Genomic DNA, 15,861 nt, shown 5'->3' with positions numbered 1-15,861 from the left:
ATGGACGAATACCCGCGCTTGCGGATTGCCGGAATCGAGCCCGAATCCTTCGTGGACGGTCCCGGGATCCGCATGACCATCTTTACCCAGGGGTGCCATCACAACTGCCCCGGGTGCCAGAATCCCCAGACCCACGATTTCAACGGGGGTCATTTTATTGATATCGAAGAAATCCTCTCGATGATCGACGAGAACCCGCTCCTGGACGGAATCACCTTCAGTGGCGGAGACCCGATGGACCAGGCGGCGGCGCTTATCCCGCTTGCCCGCGAAATCAAGGAACGCGGACTCAACCTTGTCATCTTTACGGGTTACACGTTCGAGTATCTGCAGCAGCACTGGGAAGAAAAACCGGATTTCCTGGAACTTCTTTCGTTTGCCGATATCCTTATCGACGGTCCGTTCGTCATGGCGAAGAAGTCGCTCGAACTCAAGTTCCGCGGCTCAAGCAACCAGCGTATCATCGACGTGCAGAAGAGCCTTGTCGAGGGCCGTGCTGTGTTGCACCAGATACAGCTAGACGAGATGGCTGCTCGCCCCGACCTCGTGCCGGCGTAGTTGAAAAGGTATGTTTTGATCCCCGCCCCGGTCCGGGCGGGGATTTTTAGTTTATATGGGGTTTGGAAGAATGTGGTGGGTGGGGGAAGGAGGGGTACGGGAAAAGGGAATGTTGTCAATCAGACTCCGCTGGCGCGGCTGATTGACAACCCTTCGGGCTCGATGCTCGCAGGCTCGCATCAAGCTCAAAAACCTCCTATTGCATGCGCTTCGCGCACGGAGGTTTTTGCCGCACCCTCGACCCCAAGGGGTCTCGTGTGCATCCCTTTCCCTGTACTTAAAAAACAAAAAGACGCTTAAAAGCGTCTTCTTTGTTTTTAGAGCGGGAAAAGGGACTCGGACCCTCGACCCCGACCTTGGCAAGGTCGTGCTCTACCAACTGAGCTATTCCCGCGAGGTGAGACCAATTATAGAATATTATTTTAGGCTTGTCAAGGGTCTTTGCAGAGAAAAAATCAAAATTTCATGCTTTTTTCCTCTCAATTCGAAAAAACCTTCCTTCTTGCTCATGTAGCCGTGGGGGAGGGGGCGCGGGAGCATGGCGTAGAGGTCCTCGGAAATCAGGAATTCCTGCCCGAGCTTGGCGCAGAGCGACTGGATGCGGCTGGTGGTGTTCAGCACGTCGCCGTGATAGGCCATCTCGCTTCCGAAGTTGCCGACCTCGGTCGAGATGACTGTGCCGCAGTGGGCCCCGGCCTTGAATTTCGGGGCGCGGCCGTACTTCTTGATGAACTTGGGCGCTATTTTCTCGAGGCATTCGTTGAAGTCGTAGAAGCAGTCCACGGGGCGCGCCTTGGTCCTGCAGGCGGACATGGGCCAGGTCAGGAACGCTCCGTCACCTGCAATCTGGTAGATTTCGCCCTGGTTTTCCTCGCAGCAGTTCGAAAGCAGCTTGTAGTAGTCCTTCATGAAGTTGCTGTAGGTGACATGCCCCAGTTCTTCGGCTAGTTCGGTGGAATTCTTCAGGTCGATAAACATGAAGATGAGGTTCTCTTCCAGTGGCTCCTGCGACTTGCCGAGCAGGGTGTTCCAGAAAACGCGCGTGCCGAACTTCTTGTGGACGCTGCGGATGAAGGTGATAAGGCTTGCGAGCGCGAAGAATAGGAAAATCCGAACTTGCGTTTCCGGGTCGCGGAACTCTGCGATGACGCTTGCGAGCCCCTCCTCGTTTACGATTCCTTCTCCGTCCTTTATTCTGAAAAGCAGGGTGCAGAGGATGATGCTCGAAGAGATGGCACTGATGAAGTAGGCCGACCGCAGCATCAGGGCCTTCCATACGGCCCGGCAGTCCATCTCGTCCTTCAGGATGAGGATGTCGTAGACGCCGTGAGAGAGTCCCATGAAAAGGGCGAACTGTAGCATCTGGAGCAGGTGCACGCCGTCGATCTGGGCATGTTGCGCATACATGATGAGCACGTCTGTGCCTACGGCCGCAAGGATCCAGCAAAAGACGTAATAGCAGACGGCCCTGAACTTTCTTTCTGTCTGTCGCGATATAGCCATTGGAGTCAGTGGATGAAGAGGGGGAGCGCCCAGACCATGGAAATGAGGATGATGTCCTTGTAGGAATCGTCCAGGAGAAGCGACGACGCGAGGAAGAAACAGGTGGTCGCGATAGCAAGAAAAACAAAGAGGGGAAGCCTCTTTTTCATCCTTTGCGCGAAATTGTCTTTTTTCTGCTCTTCCATGTTTACGATTATAAATTAAATTTTTACAAAACGGATGTCTAAAATTATCAAAAAATTGGAATTTTGATGCTCGGCCTATATATACATGTCCCTTTTTGCAAGAAAATCTGCGATTATTGCGATTTTCATGCGTTTCCGGCCCCGGAATGGTTGCAGTTGGAATATTTGAACTTGATAGAGGCCGAAATGAGCACCTTTGCCGGGAGGCGTCCGGGGCTCCTTGAACGGGTCGAGACGCTTTACATAGGCGGGGGGACCCCATCGGTGCTTTCGCCCGATGCCTTGGCTCGCCTTTTCGGGGTGATTGCGGGGGCCGGAGTCCCGATGGGGGCGCTCCGCGAGGCGACGATGGAGTTCAATCCCGAGTCCTGCGACGCTGAGCGCGTGGCGGTGGCCCTGGAATCGGGAATTACGCGGGCGAGTCTCGGGCTCCAGAGCTTGCATCAGCGTCTGCTCGACCGCGTGGGGCGGCATCACGACGTGGAAACGGGTATCCGCGCCCTCGAACGGCTCGTGGGGGAGTCGCGGCTGAGGGTCAATGCTGACCTCATGTTCGATTTGCCGGGGCAGACCGTGGAAGATGTCGTGGAAGATGCTGCCTGGCTTGCGGAAAGCGGTGTCGGGCACATAAGCCTCTACGGGCTGAAGATTGACCCTTCGCGCCGGCTCGGGTTGCGTATCGCGAAGGGGCTTGAATCGGTGGACGAGGACCTGTATGCGGACATGTACCTGCGGGGCGTGGAATGCCTTGAAACACGGGGCTTCGGACGCTACGAGACATCGAATTTTGCCCGCGAAGGCGAGGAAAGCCTGCATAATCTGAACTACTGGAAACGGGGTGAATACCTGGCCTTCGGACCCAGCGCGCACGGCTTTTTGGGCGGGGTCCGCTTTTATGCCCCGGAACGCTATGCGAAGTGGCGGGACTACGTGAAGGCGGGGTGTCCCGAGTCGGGACTTTCGCTCGATACGCTCACGCCCGAGGACGGAGCCGCGGAATTCATCCAGTTGTCGTTACGGACAAAGTACGGCATGAGCCTGGAGGGTTTGGAAAGGCTCGGCTTTAGTGTCCCGGGAAGCGTTTTTTCGAGGTGGATTTCGGAGGGGTTTGCCGAGATGTCGGATGGCATTTTCCGCCTGGTCGGGAGGGGATGGCTGTTTATGGATACGATAGTTCTCGACTTGTATTCAAAATGTATGCAAAATCACTGATTTTGGCCGTTTTCTATTCCAAAGTGGAATAGAAACGAGCCTCTATTTTCCAAAAAAAAAGATACATTTTATAATGTAATGGTCGTACTTGGTGTATAGGCCGTGTTTTTGAGGTTTTTATGCAGTTCCTGAATCGACATTTTCCGCTCCTTTTCCTGTGGTTGCTGTTGCTCCCTGCAGGGCTTTTGGCGCAGGAATCGATCGACTGCATCGACTACGAGGGCGACGCCCCGGACCCGCGCTGCGCCTACCAGCTGTTGCAGACGAAAATCACGAAGGCTCTCGGCCTGTTTGTCGTGCCCGAAAAAGAGGATCCCGTTTCGGCAAACGCGCTCCCGAATACGGATTTCTACATCTATGCCCCGAAGGCGTCTTCCGATTCCGTAGCCGTAAAGCTCGTTTCGGAAGGGATGCCGCAGGTGACCCACATGGAAAAAGTCAATTCCGGTGCAAGCGGGATTGTACGTGTAGTGGCCGAAGCGAAATTCCCTGTCTACAACGTGGCTGTCGGAACGGCGCTCAGGCCGGATGCGGATTTCAATGTTGCCCGAGTCTACAACTTCTACGTGCCGGGCATTCAGTATTGCCTAGACGAGGAATGCGACCATCCTGTGGACAGTGAAACCAAGATTCAGCTCGAGGTGGGTGACGAGGTCAAAATTTACGTGCGCGCCTATATCCCGATAGGCCCCGATTCCGCCAAGACCGATACTGCCGTGAACGAAAAATCTTTCTACATCCAGTCGCTTGCGGCGGGCGAGAACCTGCGCTACTACAGCGTGAGCGGCATAGAACTCCAGAAGACGGTTTTCGGCTACCAGATCGACTTCTACAAGGGGCGCGCCGAGTTCATCATCCGCGCGACGAAGGCGGTGACCGATGGGCCCACGTTCACCATCAGTTCCTTCAAGTACGAGATAGCGGAAGGAGACACGGGCTTCATCGTCACCGAGACTTTCCCGGGAGACCTGCAGTTCGTGAATCCCGACATGCCCATCCTCGACAGCGCGTTCATCTACGACACGAACGGTGACGGAAAGGGCGACAGCATCGGTGCGTATTTCACCGGTCGCCTCGATTCCGTGAAGATGGAGGCGTTCTTCCATAACTGGCCCGACGGCGGCAAGTTCAAGGAGCATACGGGCGAGTCGGATTGGTCCAAGAAGAACGGCGTCCTGCAGTTGACCAACGTGAGTACGGGTATCCCGGCGGATGTGGGCGAGGGCTCGCTCAAGGTCGAGATATCTTCGGTGAATACGGGCGCGAAGGGTGATGCGCAGAAGGCGCTCGTCGATCGTATTGGCCCGGTTATTCTGACAGCGAACCTTATTCCGGGCGACAAGGATGCTTCGACCGACACGCTCGAACTCTTCTACAACAAGGCTGTCGATACGAACTGGACGAAAGGGAAGGGCTACCTCTTGAACGATGCTCCGGTCTACCTCGAGGCAATAGAGAAGGACGGCAGGAGCTGGGTGTTCGTCATCGATAAGGGCTTGGTGCGGTATGGCGATTCCATCCAGATTGCGACTATCTGCAAGAAGGACTGCCCCGACGGCCTCGTGAAGGCGGCGGACGGCAACGAGACGGGCAAGAACAATCCGGCAATCGTCGGCAAATCCGGGCGCAGGTATGCGGACAACGAGAAGAACGCCTTCTTCGACCGCGATGGCGACGGACGTATGGACAGCGCTTCGGTCGTGTTCGATGACGCGCTGACTCGCAAGGAACTCGAAGAAATGACCTTCCGCTACTACTGGCTCGATACCAACGGTAATGTCCTGGAAATTGAACCCGATCCCGACATGCTGACCCTTTCTGCCGACGGCACTGTTGTCGGCTTTGCCCTGAACCTGAAGAAGGACGAGTATCCCATCAAGGAGAAGCTCACCGCTGTCGACGACAGGAGCTACGCAGCGCAGGGCGAACGCTATGGCTACGTCACCTACACTTACACCGAGACCAAGGACGGGAAGGATTCGGAGGTGACGAAGGAAGTCGCGATGAATGACCGCATGGCGCCGGTCATATCGGGAACGTTCCTCATGCCGGAGTCCTACCAGAAGATGGCCTCCGACGTGTTCAAGATAGAGTTCTCCGAAGCAATTGACTACAAGAACGTGAGCACGCTCGAATTCGAGAACGCCTTCCAGTTCTACGTGGATGGCGAGTGGAAGTCGATTCCGTTCTCTGCGGTCGAATGGGCTGCCGACGGCAAGTCTGCCGAAATCCGCATGGAAAGCGGCACGCGGCTTGTGGAACGCATGAATCCGGCCGATTCCGTGAAACTCGATACGCAGTGCGCGAGCTTTGTCGACAAGGATGGGAACGGTGCTTCGGGACTTGCTCCTGCCGAAATGGTCGAGGGCGACCCGCGCGTTATCATGCAGAACTACGCCTTTGCTTCGAGGGAAGATATTGACGAGTCGGCGCAGGACGCCATTACTTTCGATGTCGCCGACAACCTTTCCTCCGAGGAGGCGAAGAAGAACCTGGGCGTGCTGATGGATGTGAGCTTCTCTACGATTATGGAAAAGGATTCCCGCGAGATGGACCTCTCGAAGGTCGGGCTCGAATGGGAACTCCACGTCTACACGAATTTGGGGACGTATGTCGCAGGAGCCTCGCAGAAGATTCGCTGCGACGACAAGGATTTGTTCGATGGCAACTGCTTCGAGAATCCCCATCAGCTGTATTTGCGCTGGAACATGCTTGCCGACAACGGTAGGCGTGTGGCGGTCGGTGCCTATGTCGCGCACTTCAAGGTTCGCGTCTACGGTGCCAAGGAAAATTTCAAGGTGGAAAGGTTCTACAACTGGGGCATCACCGGGTCTCGCAAGATTCGTTCCAGGTAGTAGAATTTTTCGGAGGTTGACGCTATGAAAACGTTGGCAAAATTGTTCTTGATGTGTGTCGCTGCTGCGGGGACTGCCCTTGCTGCGGGAGGGACCATTGCGGCGCCGGAAAACCCGGCGACCGGTATCTGGATTCAGCAGGTCGGCGATATTGTTCCTCACGCCTCCACTAAGGCGACCCTGTATTATACGAAGTATAGCCAGAGCGACCGTGTGAAGAACCTGAGCTACTATTACGATGGCGCGGGTTACCTGCAGCTTCTCAATAAGGAGACTCTCTGTACCTCGAATGCGTCTGACGGCATGGTCGGTGCTGATGGTATCGTGCATCACCCGGACGGAGACCTCCTCGTTGCGGCACAGGGCAGAAACATTCACAAGGTGAGCAAGACTGCAAAGAAGGAAGGCGGTAAGTGCGTTGTGAAGACTGCGACCCCGTTTGGCAGCACGGACGGTTTCTGGCATTTGATGATGGACCCGAACCAGGATTGGCTCTGGGCGGCAGGTATCCCCGGCTACCTCTTCAGGTTCTCGACCAAGATAGACAAGGATCACCCCGAAAAGAAAAATTTTGCGGACAAGGGCTACAAGGTGGTGCTGGAGCCCGACCCCTCGGACCGCCTGAAAAAAGATAAACTGGCGACACTTATATGGGACAAGGACGGCAATGCGTTCTTCACGTATTCCGACTACTTTGGGGGAGGCTGTGAAACTAGCGTCACGGGAACGCCTTGCTCTCCTGAATCCAAGGCGAAAAAGAGGGCTGGCGCCTATTTCGGCTACGTTACCGATACGGTTTGGACCAAGGTGACCAGATCGAACAAGGATTCTATCGGTGGCGAGGTGGACGATTCCGTCATTACGAAGCTAAAAACGAAAATCTTGATAGACTCCCTGGAAGGGGCGCACGGCGGTACGTACGACCCGTATTCCGAGACAATTTTCGTGTTCGGTGGTGCCCGCATTGTACAGATTAAGCCCGAAGTAAAGAACAACAAAATGACGGCAAAAGTTGTCGCTTTTATTGATTTGCGCGATTATTTCTTCGAAGAAGATTCTACGCACCTTACCTTGCCGAGAACCAAGGACAACGGAACGTATGTTGGCTGGCGTCTGGACCAGGGTACGGTCGATGGCATGGGTCACCTGTTTGTCGCTAGCAATACGGGTCACCTCGTGTTCGTGGACTATGCGGCGAACCCGAACAAGTACATCAACGACAACGTGCTCGTTCACTTGCAGTGGATAGACAACTTCCTCGATGACCTGGCTCCGCTTTCGGGTGCAGGTGTCGTGCGTACCGGTGCGAATACGGGCGAGGACGAGGATCTCTCGAGCAGCAGCGTCGGTTTCAGTTCTTCGCGTATTACTTACGAGGAGTCTTCCAGCAGCGCGAAATCGAGCAGCTCCGGCAAGAGCTCCAGTTCTGGCAAGTCGAGCAGCAGCGCGAAGTCCAGTTCTTCGGGCAATAATCCCGGCTCCTCTACGGGCGAGAATCCGGGTAGCAGCAGCGGTAACAACCCCGGCTCTTCTACCGGCGAGAATCCGGGCAGCAGCAGCGGTAACAACCCCGGCTCCTCTACGGGTGAAAACCCAGGTAGCAGCAGCGGTAACAATCCCGGCTCTTCTACCGGCGAGAATCCGGGCAGTTCCAGCGGTAACAACCCCGGTTCCTCTACGGGCGAAAATCCGGGCAGCAGCAGCGGCAACAACCCCGGCTCGTCTGCTGGTGAAAATCCGGGAAGTTCGGACGGTTCCTCGACGGTCAGCTCCTCGAGCAACAAGGCCGGTTCCGAGGATATCGATTTCGGCTCCAGTTCCTCTAGGGTATATGTCGGCTTCGAGGATTTCGACCTCTCCAGCAGCGGAGGCATCGACTTCTATCCGTCCGATGACAAGTTCGAGAAGGGTGACTCCATCGTTTCGGAAGTGGTCGTCCTCATTCCTGTGGATTCTGCAAGCGGAACGGGCCTGATCAAGATAGGCGAAAACTACTACATGGAAGAGAATAACCCCTCGAGCATTTCTCTCGATCTCCATGTGAATTCGAATCTCGATTCCGCTCGCGTAGGCCAGGTGGTTGCCCTTACGCTCGATTCCGCAAAGATCGCGGAGTATTTTGGAACGGATCTGGATAGTCTCGTGTTCGCGACCAATTCGGGCCTGACCTTGATTGACCCCAAAAATCCGAATGCGAGCGATACCATCCACGTCAATGCCGACGGTTCCGTTACGATTTGGGTGACTGCGGACAAGGTTGTCGATGGCGGTTCCATCATCGTCTACGATCCCGTGAAGAATACGACGGTGATTATAGACAACATCAACTTCTACGACCCGATCCCCGATTCGGAACTTGGCTATATCAAGGACTCCGACGGAAACAGGGCGCTTGACTATGTGGAAATCGTCCTGAAGGATTCCGTGCGCTCCGATTTGAAGGTGGCCTCGGTGATGCTCTATGTGAACGGCGATACGCTCAAGACCAAGAATTTGCCGCAGCTGAATGCAGGCCGAGACCGCATTTTGCTGGATGTGTCCGACCTGGAAGACGTCTTCCCCGAAAAGTTCCCGGATAACGCGCGTGCAATTATCACGTATGCCGATGAAAACGACGGGACGACCTACGTCCGCGATGCCAACCTTGTCGAGGTCGGTAGCCAGGTCATCAAGAATGCGTTTGCCATCAGGAACGAGAGAGGCCGCGATTCTCTGTTCGTGGAATTCAACATCGACCTCATCCCGAAGGATGTCTCGTCTCCGGAACAGTTGTTGATGCTCAAGCAGGAAGCCGAGCGCTACGGTTTCAACCTGGACCAGATTACCAACATCTACATGCCGACCAGGAACATGGTGATTCTCGTGGGCGAAAAGATGGGCCTCAAGGGCGACATGCGCGACAGCGTGTCCCTGCATCCCAATGTTCAACTCTCGAACCTGAAATATATTACTTCCGACGAGTTTGACCGCGAGGTGCCGGTATCTGTTGTGGACCGCCTGCCTTCTGTGGCCAATGCGGAATACTGGGATACGGATGGCGATGGTGTCCTCGACCAGATTGTCACGAATTTTGATGAGCCTCTGACCGCGAAGGAGCTCTCCATGCTCTACATGACATTCCCGTGGTACAGCCAGCGTGGAATGATGATCCAGCTGCAGGCCCAGCCTGCCGACTTGAGCTTCGACGGAAAGGATTCTAGCCGCGTGGTCTGGAAGGTCCATTCGACGACTCAGATTGCGAAGGGCGTGACGGACATCAGCGAATCGCTCCCGCCGGCGACGGTGTACAGCTATTACGACGTGCTGGGCCAGACTTTCGTTAGCGAAGAGGCCGCACCTATTGTCGACAAGATGTCGCCGGTCGTTTCTGCCGTGACGCTCAGCTACGGCAAGAAGGCGGACACGCTGATTGTCTACTTCTCCGAGGTTATCAAGTACAAGGATTTGAAGGGCAACGACTTCTTCAGTTACATCCACGGCAAGGATACAATCGACATCATGCCGAAGGGTATCGACTGGTCTCCGGATGGCTTGAGCGCGAAGGTTATCATCGACGGTAGCGTCTCGACGATTCTCCCGGGCGATTCGCTCATGGTCGTGAAGGGCGCAAAGAGCGTCATCCAGGACAACTTCGGCAACGTCGCGGGTGAGGATCCGAGCCCGGTCGTGATTGCAGGCCTCCTGAACCACCTCGTGGAAGCGACCAACATGGGAACCTTCGATGGCGAAGACGAAGTGTTGCAGACGCTCAGTTCCGTTACCCTGCGCTACATGCCGGGCTCCACGACCAAGGAGGACATGGAGAAGGAGGGTGCGCTGGGCCAGCTGGTGCAGCTAGGCGAGAGGTTTGTGCCGCAGTTGCTTGACCGCGCGCAGATATCTGCCGACGGTACTGTGGACCCGTCCGTCCTCGATTCTCTCGACCCGGAAAAGGTGTTCATTACCTTCGTCGTGAACTACTACGATCATCTGGGACAGTACGTGAACGACACGACTATCATAGTGCCGTGCAATAGCCCGAAGTTCGGCGGAAACTGCCTTGAGTCTGACCAGAAGATCTTCGTGAACTGGAACTTCAAGGATCACCGCGGACGCTTCGTAGGAACGGGTGTTTACACCGTTCAGTTCAAGATGGTCGTGCGCTACGAGAAGAAGAGGATCGAAGAAGAAATCAAGGACAAGTGGGGCGTGCGCCGCAAGAAAAAGAAATAGCCTAGAATGGATATGAGAAAGGCTCCGCAAAAGCGGGGCCTTTTCCTTTCATTAAAAAAGATCCCCGCCTGCGCGGGGATGACAATCGCTAGCGGCGGCGTTCAGCCATCTCTTTTTTGAGGATGTCCATGACGGCGCCGAGGTCTGCCGGAGCCTTGAACACGGGGTTCGCGAACTTGGAGCAGATGTTTTCGAGCTTCTTTTCGTGATAGCCGACCTTAAATTCGGTGAACTTGAGGCCGTGTGCCGTGCTGATGACGACCACGTTTTCTTCCTTATCGATCTTGCCCGCGGCCACGAGCTTTTCGAGGGCACCGAGGGCGACACCCGTATGCGGGCAGCAGTAGAGACCGATGCGGTCGCCGCGGTGGGCGGCGTTCGCGAGTTCTTCTTCGGTAACGCTTACGACCATGCCGTTGGTCTTCTGGATGGCGCGTACGGCCTTCGGGTAGCTGACCGGGTTACCGATCTGGATGGCAGATGCGAGCGTCTTCTTCGCCTGCATCGGGACGAGCTTGTCGAAGCCGCGTTCGTAGGCCTGGTAGAACGGGTTGGCGTTCTCGGCCTGGGCGACGATAATGCGAGGAATGCGGTCGATAAGGCCCATAGCCTTGCAGTCTTCGAAACCCTTCGCGAGGGCGCTCACGTTGCCGAGGTTTCCGCCCGGGATAATTACGGTGTCGGGAACCTTCCAGCCCATTTCCTGGCAGATTTCCGGAGAAATGGTCTTCTGGCCTTCCACGCGGAGGCTGTTCATGGAGTTTGCGAGGTAGATGCGGTTGTCGGCGGTGACCTGCTGCACAATCTTCATGCAACCGTCAAAGTCGGTGTCAAGGGCGAGCACGATGCTGCCGTTAGAAATCGGCTGAATCAGCTGGGCGACGCTGGTCTTCCCGGCGGGGAGGAACACGATGCTCGGAATGCCGGCCTTCGCGCAGTAGGCGCTCAAGGCTGCGGAGGTGTCGCCGGTAGAGGCGCAGGCCACGGCGTCTATTTCGTGAATCTTCTTCTTGATAATGTGGTTCACCTGGCTCACGAGGACCGTCATGCCGAGGTCCTTGAAGCTGCCCGTGTGGGAGTTGCCACAGAGCTTCACCTTCAGGCTCTTGATGCCCATTTCCTTGGCCAGCGGGGCCGCGTCAAAGAGCGGGCTCCAGCCTTCGCGCATCGTGACGATGTCTTCGAGGGGCATGTCGGGGAGCACCATTTCGCGCTTGCTCCAGATGCCGCTCATGTCGGCCGGTTCAAAGCTCATGCGGCGTTCGGCAAAGAGCTTCTTCCATTCGTCGGGGCTCTTCTCGGCAAGTGCTGCACGGTCATGTTCGACTTCGAGCAGGCTTCCGTCCACCTTGCTCCTGTAAATGACGTCGGTCAGCGGGTAAGTATCGTCCCCGTTGATGTTCCTGAAATGCGCGTTGAATTGGGCCATAATGTCCTCTTGATTTTACGAGCGCAAATATAGCAATTGTGGCAACTAGTTGCCAGTTGTTTGTTGCTAGAGAAGACTGTCTGCGGGTGCTTTTGTGCTATCGGCCGGAACATCGGGCGTTTTACAGTCCTTGATTGCCTTGCCGACTTCTTCGCGGATGGAGTCCAGTTTTGCCTGGTAGCGCGGGTTTACGGTCGTGTCGCCGTCACAAATCTGGGTCCTTGCGTATTCGCCCTCGTCATACGGGAACGAACGATTGACGCATGTGCGTACGCTGTCGGTGACGTTTTCGCCGGCTGCAGCGAGACTGTCCAGTTTTTCATTTATACAGTTGTTGGAAACTTCGTTTTTTTCTGCGAAATCCGTTTTTTGGCAAAGCGGGGACGGGGCCGCGGAACTGCTGGAAGCCTCGCTGGAGCTGCTAGTGAAACTGGAACTGCTGTTGAACAAACTGTCATATGCGGCTTCTGTATAAATTAGCCCATCCTTCGCCCTTAAATTTGTATAGGTCTTGCCGTCGGAACACTTGTATTCAAAGCGGACTCTCATTTGGTTCATGCATGCAGGAACCCCGTAAACGGGTTCCGCATAGAAGTCGGAGCAATTTTCCAGCTCGTCTTCTATTTTAGCCAATTCCTCGATAGAACGTGTCGTATTGTTCTCTAGGTCAGCTTGTAGAGAAGGACAGGTTCTGGGCCTATCACTATTTGTGCTTAAGTACACACATTCACTGTAGATGATTTGCTCTGAGGTGCAGGTGACGCTCGAATCGCTGGCGAGCCTGTATTGCTCGGCGCTGCTGCTGGAGAGGTTGTCTGCCGGAGTCGAGGAAGACGATTCGGGAGATTCGCTCGATGTCGCTTCGGAACTGCTGGATGTCTCTTCAATAGAGGCCGAAGAAGGCGGTTTGAGGGACTCGCTCGATTCCGGGGCGGAATCGTCGGTGCCAATAGTGCCGTAAAGGGGCTGGGCGTTGTCGGAGCAACTTGCCCAAAAAACGGCCGTTACGGATAGTAAAAACTTGCCTAGTCGTAATCTGAACTTCATGAAAATCCTCCTACTTTATTCAAAATATATGTTTTTTTTGAACGGCGTACACGTAGTGCTGTTTTTTCCCGTTGACTTTATGTCTATGGACGGCTTATTGCGATATGACGGTCTTTTGGATGGGAAAATTGGGCGAAAACAGGGCTCTTTTTCTATATTTATGCCCGAAAAAAGTGTTCAATTCGATACGGAGTACCGAGTGAAGAAGAAAAAAGTTGTTTTATTGTCTTTTTTGACGATTTTGGCGTTAACGCTGTCGGCGTGCCTGTTTGATTCCGACAACAACGCCCTCAGCGGCTGGCTTAAAGACCAGGGCCTGCCGGATAGCTACAGGGTCCAGACGCTTACGGTAGACGGACTTTTGCCCGTGTCTGCAAAGACGTATGAAGGGCGCAAGGTGTTTTCTGCTTCGGATCGCGCCCTCTTGGGGGCGCAGGCCGGAATTTCGCGCGACTTGGTGCTCGATATCGCTTTCCGCGATTCTGCCTTCTTTGCCGAGCTTGACAATGCTGATTCTGCAATCTCCTTCGTTGCCCTTTACGTGTTCAACCCATTCTATACCGCGGACGAGTTCCCCAGCGATTCCTTGCCTTATGAGGAAACGCTCGAGATGAACGTCAGTTGGAAGGTGGAACGCGGAAAATCCAAGGATTTCAACGACAGCATTGCGAAGATTGCCGATTCTACATGGCACGCGGAACTTGAGGAATGGGAGGCGGACAATTCTGCCGACACGACTTATGAAATTTCCGTGGGGGCAAAGGATTCTGTGGTGACGTTCGTTTTGCCCCTCGCCATCATGGAAGATATCAAGAAGGCGGGCCCTGCCTGCCGTATGCAGATTCGTCTCTCTGCACCGAACGCGAAACACATGTACCGTTTTTACGGATCGAGCAATGCTTCCTTTGCGACCATATTCCGCATGAGGACTTTCTTGGATGAAGAATATAAGGATAAGGCTGCTTCGCCCTTTAGAATGGCGAACGTGCTTACCTATAACGAAGATTGTGGCGATTGCCTGGTGCTTCATGGCGGTGCTTTCGATTCTCTGGTCGTGGAGTTCCCGTCCAAGGAAATTATGGAAGCCCTGGCAGAATTTTATGGCGACGACTTCCCGTTTGCGGAAGGCGATGGCTTCGACGTGCGCCAGGCCGTGGTCCTTGCTCAGTTCACCTTTGCCCGGGACGATTCCGGGAGCGAGAGCGAACTGGGACTGCCCGTGCAGGTTGTTGTTGGCTCGTTCATCGACAGCATGGGCACCGAATTGCGCAAGATGGAAAACTACAAGCTGAACCGCCCGCAGGTTGTCGAATCCGGACATCCGAACATGGTTTTCTTTGATGGGGATTCCCTTTCGCTGCAGGTCACTCTGGGCATGCGCAGCTTCATCAACCAGGCGCGAAACGGGGACAATTTCAAGATGATGCTCCGCCTTGGCTTCCCCGTGTTGCAGGCGAAGGATTCGACCTACATGAACTACGAGACGGCGGAAGGGGATACGAGCTTCGTGTTCCTCGGCGTTTTCGATTACAACCGTTACGACTTTACATCGATGATGAACCAGCCGGCGACCCTGAAGCTCTGGCTTGCAACCAAGCGGGGTGAAGAATGAAAAAGCTTTTTGGATTGATCCTCTTTTTTGCGGCTCTTGCCTCTGCCTCGATGATTGGCGTCGATGCTCTGGGCGAGGAGCAGATTGCTAGCGGGTCTGCGGGGGCCGCGGGTCGTGGCTTTGCGGGCGGTGCCAAGACGGGCGAGGCCGAAGGCTTTGTCGTGACGAACCCTGCACGAATCGCCTTCGATACGAAGGTCGTGTTCAACCTGAACTTCTTGATGGATCTGTATTCTGCCGAGAGCCACGGCAAGAGCTATTTCACCGAGACGCTTTCTCTTCCCTCGTTCAACCTCTCCTTCCCGATGGGGGACTTCGGGGCGTTGGGACTCTCGCTCTGGCAGAGCTATTCGACGTCGCTTCTCGAAGACGTAAAGGATTCCGTAAGCAATGCCGATGCCAAGATTGAATACCAGGGTAGCGTCTACGAGATTATCCCGAGCTATGCGGTGAGGCTCCCGTTCTTCCGTGGTGTTTCGCTGGGCTTCTCGGTCCACATCGTCCTGGGCAGCAACATGAGGAGCCTTACGCTTGGCCCCGACAACAGCGATGTTTCCGAGGATGACGCATGGGCGACCAATAACTCCTTGCTCACGGACTACGTGGAAGGTTCTTGGGAAATAGAGAACCATCCTGCCTACTACACGGGTTCCGTGATGTACAGGGGCCGCGTGGCGTCATTCTACTTCTCCTATACTACGGGGCATACGCTCCTGAACAAGCTCGACTTTGATTTCCGCTTCTCGGAACTTGACACGCTAGTGCCGAACAGGATCGACCGTACCATCGATGTCCCTGCAATGTTTGCGACGGGTATCAATTACCGCCTGGCCAGGCGGCATAACGTGATGGCGGACTTGCAGTGGCGCTCGTGGGATGCCGACATTGAAAATATCGGACACAGCTACGACATGCCCTCCTATACGGAAACGCAGAGCGATTTTGTCGTGTCCGTCGGTTACCAGCGCGACGGAAGCGGACTTTACTACGACCCCTACTGGGACAGGATTTCTTATCGTGCGGGCGCCTGGTACAAGAACTGGTACATCAAGGACGTGTTCGAGATGGGCGGTTCTATTGGCGCTGCATTCCCTCTCGGAAAGAAGGGGACGACCATCGACCTTGCTTTGCAGGGCGGCAAGCGCTTCTCTGATTCCAAGGCCAACTGGGAAGAGACGTTCATGGCGATTCGCCTCGGCTTGATGGGAATCGGGTCCTGGGGACAGACGCGCAGGTAAGTTTTATTGA

Annotated in this window: 11 protein-coding genes and 1 tRNA gene; 7 read left to right on the top strand and 5 right to left on the bottom strand. The window is 55.0% G+C overall.

Annotated elements, in window-relative coordinates; all coding sequences use genetic code 11:
• A complete protein-coding gene (gene nrdG, locus B4A77_RS11740; protein ID WP_290740903.1) occupies positions 1-558 on the top strand; it encodes an anaerobic ribonucleoside-triphosphate reductase activating protein in 558 nt (185 codons plus the stop codon).
• Between the two features lie 321 nt (positions 559-879).
• On the opposite strand, the gene B4A77_RS11735 is transcribed toward nrdG, so the two are convergent.
• The 3 genes from B4A77_RS11735 to B4A77_RS11725 form a co-directional block, all read right to left on the bottom strand.
• A tRNA-Gly gene (locus tag B4A77_RS11735) sits at positions 880-952 on the bottom strand.
• A gap of 23 nt (positions 953-975) precedes the next feature.
• Positions 976-2,061, bottom strand: a complete 1,086-nt coding sequence (locus tag B4A77_RS11730) for an adenylate/guanylate cyclase domain-containing protein (RefSeq protein WP_290730339.1) — start codon at positions 2,059-2,061, stop codon at positions 976-978.
• Between the two features lie 5 nt (positions 2,062-2,066).
• Positions 2,067-2,210 carry a hypothetical protein gene (locus B4A77_RS11725; protein WP_173364805.1) on the bottom strand — a complete coding sequence of 48 codons (144 nt, stop codon included), beginning with the start codon at positions 2,208-2,210 and terminating at the stop codon, positions 2,067-2,069.
• Between the two features lie 102 nt (positions 2,211-2,312).
• On the opposite strand from B4A77_RS11725, the gene hemW reads away from it, so the two are divergent.
• The 3 genes from hemW (at position 2,313) to B4A77_RS11710 (ending at position 10,525) form a co-directional block, all read left to right on the top strand.
• The gene (hemW, locus tag B4A77_RS11720; protein ID WP_290740900.1) at positions 2,313-3,458 is read left to right on the top strand and encodes a radical SAM family heme chaperone HemW; all 1,146 of its coding nucleotides are present in this window, start codon (positions 2,313-2,315) and stop codon (positions 3,456-3,458) included.
• A 119-nt stretch (positions 3,459-3,577) separates the two neighbouring features.
• On the top strand, positions 3,578-6,313 hold the full coding sequence (locus B4A77_RS11715) for a hypothetical protein (protein WP_290740897.1): 2,736 nt from the start codon (positions 3,578-3,580) through the stop codon (positions 6,311-6,313).
• Between the two features lie 24 nt (positions 6,314-6,337).
• Entirely contained in the window at positions 6,338-10,525 is a 4,188-nt protein-coding gene (locus B4A77_RS11710; RefSeq protein WP_290740894.1) for a hypothetical protein, read from the top strand.
• An 88-nt stretch (positions 10,526-10,613) separates the two neighbouring features.
• Here the strand turns inward: B4A77_RS11710 and thrC are convergent, their stop codons facing one another.
• Together thrC and B4A77_RS11700 are read right to left on the bottom strand one after the other, a co-directional pair.
• Positions 10,614-11,954, bottom strand: a complete 1,341-nt coding sequence (gene thrC / locus B4A77_RS11705) for a threonine synthase (RefSeq protein WP_290735025.1) — start codon at positions 11,952-11,954, stop codon at positions 10,614-10,616.
• Between the two features lie 66 nt (positions 11,955-12,020).
• Positions 12,021-12,587, bottom strand: a complete 567-nt coding sequence (locus tag B4A77_RS11700) for a hypothetical protein (protein WP_290732105.1) — start codon at positions 12,585-12,587, stop codon at positions 12,021-12,023.
• Between the two features lie 103 nt (positions 12,588-12,690).
• On the opposite strand from B4A77_RS11700, the gene B4A77_RS11695 reads away from it, so the two are divergent.
• The 3 genes from B4A77_RS11695 (at position 12,691) to B4A77_RS11685 (ending at position 15,851) form a co-directional block, all read left to right on the top strand.
• Positions 12,691-12,915: a hypothetical protein gene (locus B4A77_RS11695; RefSeq protein WP_290723535.1), complete on the top strand. Its 225-nt coding sequence runs from the start codon at positions 12,691-12,693 to the stop codon at positions 12,913-12,915.
• A 327-nt stretch (positions 12,916-13,242) separates the two neighbouring features.
• Entirely contained in the window at positions 13,243-14,613 is a 1,371-nt protein-coding gene (locus B4A77_RS11690) for a hypothetical protein (RefSeq protein ID WP_290740891.1), read from the top strand.
• Positions 14,610-15,851 (top strand): hypothetical protein, encoded by a 1,242-nt coding sequence (locus B4A77_RS11685; protein ID WP_173364813.1) that lies wholly within the window; start codon positions 14,610-14,612, stop codon positions 15,849-15,851. Before B4A77_RS11690 ends, B4A77_RS11685 begins: the two co-directional genes overlap by 4 nt.
• Positions 15,852-15,861 lie beyond the last annotated feature (10 nt).

Source organism: Fibrobacter sp. UBA3718, from assembly GCF_002371935.1.
In the GTDB taxonomy this organism is placed as follows: domain Bacteria; phylum Fibrobacterota; class Fibrobacteria; order Fibrobacterales; family Fibrobacteraceae; genus Fibrobacter.
Note: the sequence above shows the minus strand (reverse complement) of the source record. Positions and strands in the feature narration are given on the sequence as shown.

Bases quoted from the DNA above. Each gene is read 5' to 3' on its own strand.
- nrdG (WP_290740903.1), top strand. From the start codon at position 1: ATGGACGAATACCCGCGCTTGCGGATTGCCGGAATCGAGCCCGAATCC.
- B4A77_RS11730 (WP_290730339.1), bottom strand. From the start codon at position 2,061: ATGGCTATATCGCGACAGACAGAAAGAAAGTTCAGGGCCGTCTGCTAT.
- B4A77_RS11725 (WP_173364805.1), bottom strand. From the start codon at position 2,210: ATGAAAAAGAGGCTTCCCCTCTTTGTTTTTCTTGCTATCGCGACCACC.
- hemW (WP_290740900.1), top strand. From the start codon at position 2,313: ATGCTCGGCCTATATATACATGTCCCTTTTTGCAAGAAAATCTGCGAT.
- B4A77_RS11715 (WP_290740897.1), top strand. From the start codon at position 3,578: ATGCAGTTCCTGAATCGACATTTTCCGCTCCTTTTCCTGTGGTTGCTG.
- B4A77_RS11710 (WP_290740894.1), top strand. From the start codon at position 6,338: ATGAAAACGTTGGCAAAATTGTTCTTGATGTGTGTCGCTGCTGCGGGG.
- thrC (WP_290735025.1), bottom strand. From the start codon at position 11,954: ATGGCCCAATTCAACGCGCATTTCAGGAACATCAACGGGGACGATACT.
- B4A77_RS11695 (WP_290723535.1), top strand. From the start codon at position 12,691: ATGATTTGCTCTGAGGTGCAGGTGACGCTCGAATCGCTGGCGAGCCTG.
- B4A77_RS11685 (WP_173364813.1), top strand. From the start codon at position 14,610: ATGAAAAAGCTTTTTGGATTGATCCTCTTTTTTGCGGCTCTTGCCTCT.